Consider the following 14,468-nt stretch of genomic DNA (forward strand, 5'->3'; position numbering starts at 1 on the left):
ATTTCAAAGGGATTTTTTTTCGTTCATGTTTAGGCTACTTTCTGATTACGATAAATTTTCAGGGCACCTGATGGACATCTTTTGACTTGAGCAATGATTCTTTCAGATGGCGCGCCATCTAAGTCAATCCATGGGATTACTGAATTTCTAAATACATCGGAAAGTTCTTTCGCACAACGTCCTGCGTTGATACAAACGGATGGTTCGTAAGTAATAGTAATATCACTATTACTAAAATGATTAGCATTTGTTTCCATAAGTAGATCAATTTGGGGTTTGACTCTCTCTAAATTTAAATAATTTGCAGGCAATTAATTTAAATCTTCTATTAAAGGTATTAAATACCCGATAGAATGCAAACTTTGGGGACTTTAATCGATGAACGGCCACCTTGAATTTTAAAAAGTAAGACATCAAATCCTAATCTTGGTTTTATAACCTATCGATAGAATTGTTGCGATTTTTGATGGGTACTCGCCAATCGCCAATTTTCTGTATAATCCAGAAAGGAAGCTCTCGTATCGAATTCCTAAACTTTACCAATTCGTCGGTTTATAAGAAAACCAACCTATTAATTGGCCAAACGAAAGGTTTTAAAAACATAGTCAACATAGATGTGCATCATGGAGGTAATGTCTGGATAATCTACAGTATTAATTATAATCATTACTACAGAGTTGTACAATGAATAATTCACATGCATTATAGATTCACCTGCTCGATCATAGTTTTTCAACTTCTTGGCACCAAAAATTATTTATAGAAAATTGGTAAGCTTTTAGTATCATCCATAATAAGATATGGCGAAGTCAATTGTAAAATCTTGGTTTGTATGATGTCTTAATGAAAAAATTGCCCGCCTGCCGGACAGGCAAAAAGTTGAAATTGAGGTTGAATTCAAAATTTAAAATTCTTTTGAGATTGCTTACTGTCAACTGAATTCTACCATCCTCCAGAAGCACCACCACCGCCGAAGCCACCGCCGCCAAAACCTCCGCCAAATCCGCCACCACCTCCGAAGCCACCTCCAAAGCCACCTCCCGACGAACGACCACCGCCGCCAAAACCTCCACGTCCAAGATTGCTCAGAATTATCGCATCCCAGATGCTGAAATCACCGCCTCTGTTGTTGCCGGGGCCACCCCCGCCTTTATTGTTTTTGGAAATAGAAATCATAATGATGATGAAAATGATGAAAAGGAGGAAAATAAATCCAACTGGAAACCCTTCTTCCGTGTTGACTTGCCGTATACCTTGATATTCTCCGGTCATCACTTCAAAAATAGCATCCACACCTCGGTTTAGGCCGCCGTAATAATCGTTCTGTTTAAAATAGGGGATAATGTCGCGCTCAATGATGCGTTTCGACATGGCGTCTGTTAGTAGATGCTCGGTACCATAACCCGTGTTGATGGCTATTTTCCTGTCATCTTTAGCTAATAAAATAAGGATACCATTGTCTTCTTGTTCTTGTCCAATACCCCATTTCTGACCCCATTGAGCACCTAAGTAATTGATGTTTTCTCCTTGTGTTGAGCTGATAATTGCAATTACAATTTGTGTTGAAGTGGTGTCCGAATATTTAATTAGTTTTTGCTCTAAACTATTTTTTTGGCTTTCTGAAAGTAGAGGTGTGTATTGGTAAACACTAGTTTGATCGGTAGTTTTTGTTGGTTTATCAGGAATATTAAACTGAGAAAATCCAAATTGTACTCCACCTAAGATAATCAGTACAGTAAAAAGAAAGCGTTTAAAAACGCTTTTTTTGTTAGTATATAAATAAGGACTTTTGAGTACTTCTGACTGCATACTGCTTACTTAATTTATTATCCTATAGAAATATCGTCGGGAATTTCATTCTTATCGCCAGTTTCCCAAGGAAAATAAATTTCCAGTTGTTTTCCAGCTTTTAGAATACCATCAACTAACCCTTGTTTGAAATGTCCTCTTTTAAAATGACCTTGCATCACGTTTTTTGTGGTTTCCCAAAAATCCTCTTCTACAACATTATTAATGCCTTCATCACCAAATATCACAAAGGTCCTATCTTCTACAGCAACGTAAATTAATACGCCATTTTGAAGTTTTGTGTTATCCATTTTGAGCAAATGGAACACTTCCAACGCACGCTCATAAGGATCTTTTTTAGAGGTCTTTTCCAAATGAACGCGTATTTCCCCTGAGGTGTTCTTTTCTGCTACTCTAATCGCCTCAATGACTTGTTGCTCCTCTGCAGCAGTTAGGAAATTTTCTATTTTTGACATTTTTCTATTTTTTTGATATTAGCGCTTTAACAAAAGCACTCAGAAGTTCAGCTGATACAATGATTCATTAAAAATCAAAATCTACATCTGGAGCATTCTCTGCACCTGCATCTGCTTTATAATAACTCATATCATCAAAATTAAAAAGACCAGCCAAGATACTGTTAGGGAAGGTTTTGATGTGTTTGTTATAAGGTTCTACGTTTGCGTTAAAGCGGTCTCTCGCTACATTGATTCTGTTTTCAGTACCTTCTAATTGCGACTGCAATTCCAAGAAATTTTGATTCGCTTTTAATTCTGGATAACGCTCAACCGACACCAAAAGCTTTGATAATGCGCCGCTTAATCCACTTTGTGCTTGTTGGAACTGAGCCATGCTTTCTTCAGAAAGATTATTGGCGTCAATGGTTGTAGACGTGGCTTTTGCTCTGGCTTCAATAACTTCGGTTAAGGTGGTACGCTCAAAATCGGCTGCACCTTGTACTGTCTTTACCAGATTGCCAATAAGATCGTTTCGACGTTGATAGGTGCTTTCAACATCGCCCCAACTTCTGGTGGCAGTTTCTTTGAGCTCTATTGCTGTGTTATTAAAGTTTTTTCCCCAAGAGTAAAGTGCAATTGCAATTAGTGCAATGATAATTACTGGAACGAGCCATTTTTTCATGTGATGTCAGTTTTAGAGTTGATTTTTTATTTTAATGAGTTGAGCTTTAATACCTTTTAATTTGTTGATGATTTCAAAGGTACTGAGTGCTTCTTGTTTTTGCTCTTTTAAATGAGTCTTTGCGCCCTCCAAAGTAAATCCTCTTACTTTCACCAAATGGTATATAAATTTAAGGTTTTTTATATCTTCCTGTGTAAACTTTCGGTTGCCTTTGGCATTTTTCTTTGGCCTTAGGATATCAAATTCTTTTTCCCAAAATCGGATCAAAGATGTGTTGACCTTGAATGCTTTCGCTACTTCGCCAATACCGTAATATCTTTTTTCTGGAAGATCGATCTGCATATTAATCCAGGGATTGATTTTCTAATGAGGCATGTTCCAATAATTTGCTATACTCCTCAGCAGACAAATTGCCGTAATAGAAATTGATAGGGTTGATACGTTCATCATCCTTGAATACTTCATAATGTAAATGTGGAGCTTCAGATCGTCCTGTACTACCAACAAAACCGATTAAATCACCGCGCTTTACTTTTTGATTACGTCGAACATTGTATTTATATAAGTGGGCGTATAAGGTGACGTAGCCGTAGCCGTGATCAATGCGGATATGATTGCCATAACCAGTTGCAGAATTGTCTGCACGTGTCACGACGCCATCGCCTGAAGCATAAATTGGTGTCCCTTGGGGAGCAGTAAAATCCATGCCATAATGAAACTTTCTTACTTTTGTAAAGGGGTCGGTTCTGTAGCCGTAACCTGATGCCATTCTTGTTAGGTCTTCAGTATTTATTGGCTGAATGGCAGGAATGGAAGCCAAAAATTTTTCTTTATCCTCAGCTAAAATCGCGATTTCGTCTAGTGATTTTGATTGGACTACAATTTGTTTAAGTAAAATGTCCATTCGTTTGTTGGCATCAATGATAATTTTTGAATTATCAAAACCCTCCAGAGCCTTATAACGATTGATCCCTCCAAAACCTGCTTTACGCTGTTCTTCAGGAATAGGATTGGCGGCAAAATAGAGACGGTAAATGGCGTTGTCACGTTGTTCAACGTTGGCCAATACTGCTTGTGCCTCATCCATCTTTTTATTAAGCAATTGGTACTGTAATTCCATATGCTGGAGCTCTCTTGCCAAAGCACGCTCTTTTGGTGATTGTATGAACTGACTAGCCAAGAACACAAATAAGAAACCGAACAGCGCTGAGCCTAAAATAAAAATTGAAGCATACTTAAAAGTGTTTCTTTTTCTACGCTCTATTTTCTTATAAGAGAGGGTATCTGAATCGTAATAATATTTTACCTTACTCATTTCCTAATTTATACTATTTTTGCACAGTTATAAAGACGGTAAAAGGTCTTTATACATGAACCAAACGAACAAACCTACAAAATATTTTATTTGTAAATTTAGTAAAACTAAATGATTCTCGATTAAACTGGACCAGCGATATACAAACTTTAAAATAAATTTGTGAAATAATCGCTCATATTCACAATTATAATAAAAAATAAGACATCAATTTATCAAAATGAAATCTCAAGATATACGTTCCACATTTTTAAACTTTTTTAAGGGCAAACAACATAATATTGTGCCTTCTGCACCAATGGTCTTAAAAGATGATCCCACCCTTATGTTTGTCAATTCAGGAATGGCACCTTTTAAGGAATACTTTTTAGGCAATGCACAGCCAAAACACAAGAGGATTGCCGATACACAGAAGTGTCTTCGCGTTTCGGGAAAACACAATGATCTGGAAGAAGTGGGTTATGATACCTATCACCATACTTTGTTTGAAATGCTTGGAAACTGGAGTTTTGGAGACTATTTTAAGAAAGAAGCTATTGCTTGGGCTTGGGAATTGTTGGTTGATGTATATGGAATAGATAAGGACATTCTCTACGTCACCGTCTTTGAAGGCAGTGATGAAGATAATTTGCCGATGGATCAGGAGGCGTATGATTTGTGGAAAACTTTTATTTCTGAGGATCGCATTTTGATGGGTAACAAAAACGATAATTTTTGGGAAATGGGTGAACAGGGCCCCTGTGGGCCATGTAGTGAAATTCATGTGGATATTCGTTCAGCGGAAGAAAAAGCTGCCGTTGATGGCAAGACCTTAGTAAATATGGACCACCCTCAGGTGGTTGAGATATGGAATCTTGTCTTTATGCAATACAATAGAAAAGCGAACGGTTCTTTAGAGCCGTTACCTCAAAAACATATTGATACAGGTATGGGTTTTGAACGTCTCTGTATGGTATTGCAAGGTGTACAGTCAAATTATGATACGGATGTGTTTACACCTATTATTCGTGAGATAGAAACCATTGCAGAAAAACCTTATGGGGAAGATGAGGATGTTGACATTGCCATACGGGTTATTTCCGATCACGTGCGAGCCGTGGCATTTTCTATTGCTGACGGACAGTTGCCAAGTAATACAGGAGCGGGGTATGTCATCCGTCGAATTTTGAGAAGAGCCATTCGTTATAGCTTTACTTTTTTAGATCAGAAAGACCCTTTCATTTATAGATTGGTGGATGTGTTGACCAAGAAAATGGGGGATGCCTTTCCGGAGTTAAAATCACAAAAGCAGTTGATTGAAAACGTTATCAAAGAAGAGGAGCAATCGTTTTTACGGACTTTAGATCAAGGTTTAGTGCTCTTGAATAGAGTTGTTGAAGAGTCAAATTCGAAAATTATTTCGGGTGAGAAAGTTTTTGAACTCTACGATACCTTCGGATTTCCAATTGACCTAACAGCTTTAATTTTGAGAGAAAAAGGATTGGAACTTAATGAAGAGGGATTTCATCTTGAAATGAAAAAGCAAAAAGACCGCTCGCGTGCCGCCAGTGAAATGTCCACAGAAGATTGGACGATTTTGTTAGAAGATGACATGCAGGAGTTTATCGGTTATGATTTTCTTGAAACCAATGTGAAAATCACCCGCTACAGAAAAGTCGTTTCAAAAAAGGACGGCGAAATGTACCAATTGGTATTCAATCTGACACCATTTTACGCTGAAGGCGGCGGACAAGTAGGTGATAAGGGGTATTTGACAGATAGTAACGGCGATATTGTTTATATTTTGGATACTAAGAAAGAAAATAATGTAGCCATTCATTTCACCAAAAACTTGCCTAAAGATCTCAAAGGAACATTTAAAGCCTCAGTAGACCAAAAACAGCGCAGAAGAACGGAGTCCAATCATACGGCAACCCACTTATTACATCAAGCCTTGCGTGAAGTATTGGGCGAACATGTAGAGCAAAAAGGAAGTGCCGTGCACTCAAAATACCTTCGTTTCGATTTCTCACATTTTTCAAAACTGACTCCGGAGGAATTAAGCGATGTAGAAGATTTCGTCAACGCACGTATTGATGGTAAGTTGCAACTTCAGGAACAGCGCAACATACCTATGGAATTGGCTATTGAAGAAGGCGCCATTGCACTTTTTGGTGAAAAATATGGCGATACTGTTCGTACCGTTCGCTTTGGAAAGTCGTTTGAATTATGTGGTGGAACCCATGTCAAGAACACCGGAGATATATGGTATTTTAAGATTATTTCCGAAGGTGCTGTAGCTTCAGGCATACGTCGTATTGAGGCCATAACCAACGATGCAGTCAAAGATTACTACCAAGACCATGACCGTGCGTTCTACGAAATTAAAGGGCTGTTAAATAATGCACAGGAGCCAATAAAGGCAATCCAGAACTTACAAAGTGAGAATGCTGAATTAAAAAAACAAATCGAGAATCTATTAAAAGAGAAGGCCAAAAACTTGAAGGGCGATCTTAAAAACGAACTTACAGAGATTAACGGTGCACTGTTTTTAGCTAGAAAAGTAGATTTGGATGCCTCAGGGATTAAAGATCTTTCTTTTGAAATGGGTCAGCAATACGACAATTTATTCTTGTTGTTTGCAGCCGAAAATGATGGAAAGGCATTATTGTCCTGTTATATCTCTAAAGAATTGGTGGATAGTAAAGGTTTAAATGCAGGTACTATTGTCCGCGAATTAGGTAAACATATCCAAGGCGGTGGTGGCGGACAGCCATTTTTTGCAACAGCAGGAGGAAAGAATCCAGATGGTATTGAAAGGGCCTTGGAGGCTGCGGAGAAGTATATGAAATAGACTGTCTTTCGATGAAGTTGAATAGATTTCTCGCAGAAGCACTCATCAAATCTCACGCAGAGGCTTCAATTAAATCGCTCGCGGAGTCGCAGAGACGCAGAGATTAAATGGACAATATATTAATTAGAGATTAGATAAATAAGTTTGAAATATTAAAAACTTAGCATCTTCGCGCCTCTGCGAGCATAAAAAGGATATTTTTCGAAATACGTATTTCATCGTATAGGATTAAAGACTTCAAAAGTTTTTATTTGTAAAAAAGTAAGCCTATGATGTTTTCTGTTTTTATGCCCAATCGCAACAATTCGTATGTCTGGATGAATGTTGTGTTTTTAGTAGGCTTCCTTTTGATGGGAAAAATCTCGCCCTATGCCATCATATTTGGTTATTTTTTAGAAACACTGATTATCGGGGTTTTCAATGTGTTTAAGATGGTGGCAGCTTCGCGCAACGATGGCTCAGGAAAAACTATTATTTTTTTGGTTCTTTTTTTTATGTTCCATTACGGTATGTTTGTAGCGATACAATCTCTTTTTGTTTTTGTGATCGTTGGAATTGATGGTCAAACTTTTATCAAGGAACCGTTTTACATCATTGAGAATTATCGTGGAATTCTGGCTCTGGAAGGTATGACCTACGTCCTTACCATATTAATAGGAACACAACTGGTGAAATTCATTTTTGATTTTATGCTGTCTCAAAAACATCTTGAGTTTACTGCTTATGAAATTATGTATAAACCCTATGTTCGAATTGTGATTCAGCAATTTGCAGTCATAATAGCTTTTTTCTTCTTTATACTATTTGTTGATGCAACACTCATGGCAGCGCTTTTACTCATCCTTTTTAAATCGCTTATCGATTTTGGACTTTCTGTCATTCGAGAAGACACAAAAGCTCTTGATTATATGGTCGAGAAACTTTACGATGGCAAAACACCTAAGGATGAATTAAGAAAACAACTTTTATTATTTTCGGAATAGTCTTGAAAATTCTAAATTCCAAATTCCACTCCTGATTAAACTTCAATATTTATTAATCAACATTTAGGATTCGATTATCAAATACTACTTATCCCTAATCGCCTAATCCTAGCCCGTCCGTACCCAAAAGCTAAATTCAGGCAAGTTTTGTTTCCCCAAAATATACGACATATGCCGTATTGATTACCCTTCTCATTAATTGCAATTTTGGAATATTATTAACCCCTTAATATTTCACGAATGAAAAATTTATTATTTCAATTTAAACAGATGGTGGTCATTGTTCTTTTTGTAGGAACAACCTCAGTAAATGCCCAAAAAGCTGAAACTCCCAATCAAAATTATGATCTTGGATCAAGTATAAATGAGATGTCACTTACCGTTGGAGGAGTTTTAGTTGTGGCAACAAATGAAGGTTTGGTCGGGATCAGACCAACCGAGAGCCAGCCGGTTTTTAGGTTTAATAATTTTGGGAAGCTCAAACCAGAAGAAACTCAGTTTGTTCCTAACTCCCCTTATATAATCGTAACTCAAGGCGTTGGGTCTAAGTTTGCAGGTATAGCCAAAACCAAACGTGCCGTAATCGATTATATGACCGGAAAAGTGATTTTTAATTCAGATACGGACAACTGGAATCAAGTTTTTACTTGCGATGTGGTGTTGCCACAGAACAAGTTGATCATAAGTGGCATCCAAAAGGAAGGTGATAAGTTTGAGAAATCTACACCAAAAGTTGCGGTTTATGATTTGGGAACATCAAAATTGGATTATAGTTTTTTCTTGGATAAACCAGGTCGTGTTGGCGTTGCCAAGGATGTCAGTGTGACCGGAACGCCATTGCTCTTAAAAGACATGTTAATTATTCCAACGGCACAAGGCTTGGTTGCGAAATCACATACAGGAGAAGATATATGGACCACTAAAGTCAAAGGAATTAATTGGATGGTTGCTGATGCGACTGAAAAGGAAATCTATGGTTTTGAAACCACGTCCAATGGAAAAAACACACGCATCCATAAAATAGGAAATAATGGTGCTGAACTCTGGAAAGATGATCGTAAAGTACAAGGTAATATCTCCAATTTCCAGATTCTTCCTCAGGGATTGGCGGTGGTCAGTGACAAAAGTGATGGTGGAAGTTCGAGTGTGTTTGCAACAAAAAACGAATCTGAAATAGCCTTTTTAAGTGCATCATCAGGGGAAGATTTGTGGGACAAAGCACCAAAGACCAAAGGCTATGTACAGCATTTTTATGTTCAGGACGATGGTATCTTATTTGGTATCCAACAGGGAGGTATCAACAAAATTTCCTTTGACGGAAACACATTGTTTAAAAAACCTTTAAAAACAGGTGAAAATATATTGGTCATGGCCGAATCGCCTCAGGGGTTGATTTATATCACCAGTGAAGATGCTAATATTGTTGATTTGAAAACAGGAGACCAAGTCTGGGAAAAGCCCTTGAAATATAAAAATTCGGCTGCGGTGGCTTCAACTTTTGATAGCGCCAAAAATAGATACCTCATCGCTGCAGATGATACGGTATATGCCATTGATGCAAACTCCGGAGATGTTTCAGAACTGGCCAAAGTGAAATTTGACGAAAAGGAAGCAGCGAATGCGATGGAAATGAGAGATGGCAATATATTTCTTAGCGCTTCACAAAATTTGATGATGTTAGGTGATAATGGCGACCAAAAATACCATGGATACTATAAATCTCCTGGAAAAAGCGGATTTATGAAAGTTATGGGAGGTGTCATGGCAGTGGCATCTACAGGTTTGGCAATGGCCCATGCGGCACAGGCTGGAATGAACAAAACAGGCTTTGGCAGTAGTAACGATTTGAGAAACTATAATGATTATGGTAAAGAAAACCAACGTGCGGCAGATATGTTTGCCTCTATTGGTGATGCGTCATTTAAAATGATGTCGCAACGTTTTAAAGCAACTGCAGCTACCGAAAATGCGCAATTTATCCTAACAAAATTGGATGATGGTGTTGGGTTGGTAAAAGTAAATAAAGACACAGGAAAGGTTGATAAGGAGATTGTTCTAAAAGATAAAAAACCCGAATATCAAGTGGACGATGTTGCTGGTGTACTTTATTATAAGGCAAATGATAAAACGATTTACGCCTACGATCTTAATAATTAAATTGGGGATTTAATTTGAGGATTAAGCGTGATTATGAATCAATTACGCTTAATCTTTTTTAATTGCTTTTTGTCGAAAAAATCCAACTACACTAACATTTAGAGTTATATTGGTCATGCTATTAATCAGTTTTCTTAAAAAGGCGTCAGTTATTTCCATCGTTGAAAAATGTGGTTTGTTACTGATGCTTTTTTTATTTCAAATGCTTAACATGAGACAGGTACTTTTGATTCTGATATTCTTCTGTACCGTATCCTCCCATGGGCAAAATAATGGACAATATTCTTCAAGAACTCTAACCAAATCAGATTCCCTTCAAATATTAAAGTTTCAAAATCGTCTAAAATCAGCTAATGATAAAGAAAAGCTTGAACTTTATTATAATTTGGCTTCTCTCTATCTTTCTAAAAATGACTCGATAGCAACCTTATATACTGATTTACTCCTCCAAAATGCGACAGCTATTAACCATGCTCAATCTAAAGGAAGAGCCCTATTTTTAAAAGGAAAGATTATTTTACCCTCGTCATCTATCAGAGCATTGGATTACTTCCAAGAGGCTACAGCGATTTTAGAGGACTCTGAAGATCGGTCTCTAAAAGATGTTTATTTCGAGCAATCTCAAATTCATACTTTGTTTTCTGAATTTCCAGAAGCTTTGGATTATGGTCTCAAATCCTTAGAGTTTAACAAAATAAATGACATTGAGGAAAATATTTTAAGAGACATGTCCTTCATTGGGTACATCTATGATAGAATGTACGAATTTGAGGAATCGATAAAGTGGAATAGGCAAGCTTTAAAAATTGCCAAACGGATTGGAAACAAAAAAGGAGAAGCATACTGTTATGGGCGTATTGGAATAGCTTATGATGAACTGGCGGAAAAAGATAATTTTAATATGCGACTGTTTGACAGTGCTTTGTACTATAATAAAAAAGCGGCAAAATTAAGTGAGAGTATTAATGACCTTGCATTCTCAAGGACGACTTATTCTAATATTGGCAACACCTACTCCAAGCTAAAGGATTATAAAAGAGCGGAGGAATACACTTTGAAATCCCTCGCAGTACCCGGATTTGAATCAAGAAAGGGGGTAACCTTGGTCAACTTAGGTAAAATTTATTTAGAGACCAAACGCTTCATTGAGGCCAAAAAGATTTTAGATAGCGCCATGCAAAACACCTTAAAATACGGAACACGAAAATACCAACTGGAGGCGTATTATAGGTTTCATGAGTTAGATGTAAAAAAGGGCGATTATAAAAGCGCATTGAATAATTATATAGAATATAAATCGATAGAAGATTCCCTGTTAAATGAAACCAAGACTCGTCAGATTGCTGAAATGGGCGAGCGTTACAAAACAGCTGATAAAGAGCGGCAAATTCTAATTCACCGTGCTGATTTGGCAGAACGTGATTTGATTATCCAGAAACGAAACGCACAACTTTTTGGTATTATCGGTTTCGCTGTGATTCTGATCTTTATAGGCTATTTGTTTTACAATCAGCAGAAATTAAGGAACCAACAATTGGAGAAGGAAAATGAGTTGAAAGACGCTTTATTGAAAATTGAGACTCAAAACCGACTCCAAGAGCAACGTCTCCGAATCAGTAGGGATCTACATGACAACATTGGTGCACAATTAGCTTTTATTATATCATCTATCGATAATTTGAAATACGGTTTTGAGATTACGGATCAAAAACTTAACGATAAACTAACAAGTATCAGCGAATTTACTACTGAAACTATTTATGAGTTGCGCGATACCATTTGGGCAATGAATAAAACTGAAATTACTTTTGAAGACTTGCAATCTCGACTTTCAAATTATATTGACAAAGCACATGTTTTTGAAGGAAAAGTCAATTTTTCATTTCAGGTGGACAAAGATGTAGATATTAAAAGGAAATTCAATTCAATGGAAGGGGTCAATATCCATCGCGTCATTCAGGAAGCCATTCACAACAGTATTAAACACTCCAACTCAAAAACGATTCGAGTTAAGGTGGAAAATTTCTTAGAGCATTTAAAATTTACAATTTCTGACGATGGCCAAGGGTTTGACAGCACTAATGTGGAAAAGGGAAACGGGTTATTAAATATGCAAAAAAGAATTCATGAAATTGGAGGTAAGCTTGAAGTTGAATCCTCGAAAAATATGGGAACTAAGGTGAGTTTTGTCATTTAGAACTTAATGGAATTCAAAACGAAAATAAAATCAGTACTTTCACAATGACAATACGTATAAAGGCCTTGAAAATACTTACTTGCTTCTTGTTGCTTGGTTTTATCACCCAAGGTTTTTCTCAGGGAAATGCTGAAAAGCTAAACGATTCGGCTATGGCATTATACAAACAAGATCCTCAAAAAGCGCTGCTCATTTTGGAGATTGCTCTTGACGTCGCTCAAAAAAACAAGCAGAAATCAATAGTAGCCCTCTCAAAAAATAATTTAGGAATCGTTTACCGAGATTTAGGCCAATTTCAAAAGGCGAAAGCCTTATCGGAAGAGGGGCTGGCAAATGCTAAAGACGAGTTTGCTTTGGCCTCTGCCTATAATAATATTGGCGCCAGCAACCGTAGTTTGGGCAATTATGAAGACGCCCTTATTGCGTACTTAAAGGCCTTAGATATATACGAAAAGGAAAATGCCGTGATTGAACAGGCTACGGTTACCAATAATATTGGAATGGTGTATAGTTATTTGGGAATGAATTCTAATGCGATCGAAAATCATTTAAAGGCCATAACTATATTTGAAAAGGAAAACAACCAAAAAGGAATGTCTGATGCTTATAACAACATTGCCATACTGTATGCTAATGATGGCGAATTGGATAAAGCCCTCAACTACTTTAAAAATTCATTGGCGATTGAAATTTCTCTCAAAAGCCAAAAGGGAATAGCCGAGTCTGTCAACAATGTTGGAGCCGTTTTTTATTATATGCAGGAGATTGATTCGGCAATGGCTTATTTTAATCAATCAGCAAGTATGGAAAGGGCAATTGGGAATCTGGCAGGTGTTGGCGCGAGCTATAATAATATGGCTCAAATTTTATTGGAAAATGGTCGTGTTGATGATGCGAAAATCTATATTGATAGTGCTTATCATTACGCCAGTATATCTAAAGCAGCGGTGGATATTGAAACTGCTTTAAATATGTACTCCCAATATTACGAAGCCAAAAATGATACAAAAACCGCCCTTTACTATTTTAAAAATTATGCCAATTTAAAGGATAGTCTTCTCAATATCGAAACCAATAGTAAAGTGGCAAAATTGGAAATTGAATATCAAACCGAGAAAAAGGAAAAAGAGATTCTTTCCCAACGTGCTGATATAGCTGAAAAGGAACTCGATTTGAGTAAAAAGAACAGCTATATTGTTGGGCTACTTGGCTTAGCAGTAGTATTGACCCTGTTGGGACTGCTATTTTACAATCAACAGAAGCTTAAAAATCGCCAACTTCAAAAGGAAAATCAACTCAAGGATGCTTTGATTAAAATTGAAACCCAAAACCGGTTGCAGGAACAACGTTTACGTATCAGCAGAGATTTGCATGACAATATTGGCGCACAATTGACCTTTATTATTTCGTCTTTGGACAATCTTAAGTACGGCTTTCAATTACCTGATAAGTTGAGTGCCAAACTGAAGTTTATTAGCGAATTCACGACCACCACCATCTATGAGCTGCGGGACACCATTTGGGCCATGAATAAAAATGAAATCTCTTTGGAGGATTTGCAGATCCGTATTTCCAATTTTGTTGATAAAGCGAATACAACCTCAGAAGATGTAATCTTTAGTTTTGAATCGGATGATGGGCTGAATACCGGAATCAAATTTACTTCTGTTGACGGGATGAATATCTACCGAATTATTCAGGAGGCAATGAACAATGCCCTCAAATATGCCAACGCACAACGTATTGCCATTAAAATTCAGTTGGACAATCAACAATTAAAAATTTCAATATCAGATGATGGCCAAGGATTTGATACGGAAACTGTAACAATGGGTAATGGCCTAAACAATATGAATAAAAGAGCAAACGAAATTGGCGCTGAAATTTCGATTGAATCAATTAATAACAAGGGAACCAAAGTCAATATAGAGATACCATTGCAGATCACAAATACGACGTTTGACGTATAGAAAAACCGTTAATAATTATCGAAATTTAGACTTTGTCCAATCAAAAAAACTATATATGAACATCAAAATAGCCATAGCAGATGAC

The 14,468-nt window shown here is 37.0% G+C and carries 11 protein-coding genes; 5 read left to right on the forward strand and 6 right to left on the reverse strand.

Features of this window, described 5'->3' with window-relative positions; all coding sequences use genetic code 11:
- Positions 1-29 precede the first annotated feature (29 nt).
- The 6 genes from MWU32_RS00685 to MWU32_RS00710 all read right to left on the reverse strand — a co-directional run bounded on the left by MWU32_RS00685 (position 30) and on the right by MWU32_RS00710 (position 4,243).
- Positions 30-257, reverse strand: a complete 228-nt coding sequence (locus MWU32_RS00685; RefSeq protein WP_246936787.1) for a (4Fe-4S)-binding protein — start codon at positions 255-257, stop codon at positions 30-32.
- Positions 258-942: 685 nt separating this feature from the next.
- Positions 943-1,809, reverse strand: coding sequence for a TPM domain-containing protein (locus tag MWU32_RS00690; protein ID WP_246936789.1), 867 nt, complete (start codon positions 1,807-1,809; stop codon positions 943-945).
- 17 nt (positions 1,810-1,826) lie between these two features.
- Positions 1,827-2,264, reverse strand: a complete 438-nt coding sequence (locus tag MWU32_RS00695; RefSeq protein ID WP_246936791.1) for a TPM domain-containing protein — start codon at positions 2,262-2,264, stop codon at positions 1,827-1,829.
- 67 nt (positions 2,265-2,331) lie between these two features.
- Complete coding sequence (locus MWU32_RS00700; protein WP_246936793.1) at positions 2,332-2,928, reverse strand: LemA family protein; 597 nt, start codon at positions 2,926-2,928, stop codon at positions 2,332-2,334.
- Positions 2,929-2,940: 12 nt separating this feature from the next.
- Positions 2,941-3,270 carry a MerR family transcriptional regulator gene (locus MWU32_RS00705; RefSeq protein ID WP_246936795.1) on the reverse strand — a complete coding sequence of 110 codons (330 nt, stop codon included), beginning with the start codon at positions 3,268-3,270 and terminating at the stop codon, positions 2,941-2,943.
- A 1-nt stretch (position 3,271) separates the two neighbouring features.
- Entirely contained in the window at positions 3,272-4,243 is a 972-nt protein-coding gene (locus MWU32_RS00710) for a M23 family metallopeptidase (RefSeq protein WP_246936797.1), read from the reverse strand.
- Positions 4,244-4,463: 220 nt separating this feature from the next.
- Between MWU32_RS00710 and alaS the strand changes: the two genes are divergently transcribed.
- The 5 genes from alaS to MWU32_RS00735 all read left to right on the forward strand — a co-directional run bounded on the left by alaS (position 4,464) and on the right by MWU32_RS00735 (position 14,383).
- Entirely contained in the window at positions 4,464-7,076 is a 2,613-nt protein-coding gene (gene alaS / locus MWU32_RS00715) for an alanine--tRNA ligase (RefSeq protein WP_246936799.1), read from the forward strand.
- Positions 7,077-7,345: 269 nt separating this feature from the next.
- Entirely contained in the window at positions 7,346-8,059 is a 714-nt protein-coding gene (locus MWU32_RS00720; RefSeq protein ID WP_246936801.1) for a DUF6498-containing protein, read from the forward strand.
- A 240-nt stretch (positions 8,060-8,299) separates the two neighbouring features.
- Positions 8,300-10,216 carry a PQQ-binding-like beta-propeller repeat protein gene (locus MWU32_RS00725; protein ID WP_246936804.1) on the forward strand — a complete coding sequence of 639 codons (1,917 nt, stop codon included), beginning with the start codon at positions 8,300-8,302 and terminating at the stop codon, positions 10,214-10,216.
- A gap of 211 nt (positions 10,217-10,427) precedes the next feature.
- The gene (locus MWU32_RS00730; protein ID WP_246936806.1) at positions 10,428-12,413 is read left to right on the forward strand and encodes a sensor histidine kinase; all 1,986 of its coding nucleotides are present in this window, start codon (positions 10,428-10,430) and stop codon (positions 12,411-12,413) included.
- 44 nt (positions 12,414-12,457) lie between these two features.
- A complete protein-coding gene (locus tag MWU32_RS00735) occupies positions 12,458-14,383 on the forward strand; it encodes a tetratricopeptide repeat protein (protein ID WP_246936809.1) in 1,926 nt (641 codons plus the stop codon).
- The last annotated feature ends 85 nt before the right edge of the window (positions 14,384-14,468 follow it).

This window comes from Gelidibacter sp. F63206 (genome assembly GCF_023015735.1).

Bases quoted from the DNA above. Each gene is read 5' to 3' on its own strand.
- MWU32_RS00690 (WP_246936789.1), bottom strand. From the start codon at position 1,809: ATGCAGTCAGAAGTACTCAAAAGTCCTTATTTATATACTAACAAAAAA.
- MWU32_RS00700 (WP_246936793.1), bottom strand. From the start codon at position 2,928: ATGAAAAAATGGCTCGTTCCAGTAATTATCATTGCACTAATTGCAATT.
- alaS (WP_246936799.1), top strand. From the start codon at position 4,464: ATGAAATCTCAAGATATACGTTCCACATTTTTAAACTTTTTTAAGGGC.
- MWU32_RS00705 (WP_246936795.1), bottom strand. From the start codon at position 3,270: ATGCAGATCGATCTTCCAGAAAAAAGATATTACGGTATTGGCGAAGTA.
- MWU32_RS00685 (WP_246936787.1), bottom strand. From the start codon at position 257: ATGGAAACAAATGCTAATCATTTTAGTAATAGTGATATTACTATTACT.
- MWU32_RS00735 (WP_246936809.1), top strand. From the start codon at position 12,458: ATGACAATACGTATAAAGGCCTTGAAAATACTTACTTGCTTCTTGTTG.
- MWU32_RS00695 (WP_246936791.1), bottom strand. From the start codon at position 2,264: ATGTCAAAAATAGAAAATTTCCTAACTGCTGCAGAGGAGCAACAAGTC.
- MWU32_RS00730 (WP_246936806.1), top strand. From the start codon at position 10,428: ATGAGACAGGTACTTTTGATTCTGATATTCTTCTGTACCGTATCCTCC.
- MWU32_RS00725 (WP_246936804.1), top strand. From the start codon at position 8,300: ATGAAAAATTTATTATTTCAATTTAAACAGATGGTGGTCATTGTTCTT.
- MWU32_RS00720 (WP_246936801.1), top strand. From the start codon at position 7,346: ATGATGTTTTCTGTTTTTATGCCCAATCGCAACAATTCGTATGTCTGG.
- MWU32_RS00710 (WP_246936797.1), bottom strand. From the start codon at position 4,243: ATGAGTAAGGTAAAATATTATTACGATTCAGATACCCTCTCTTATAAG.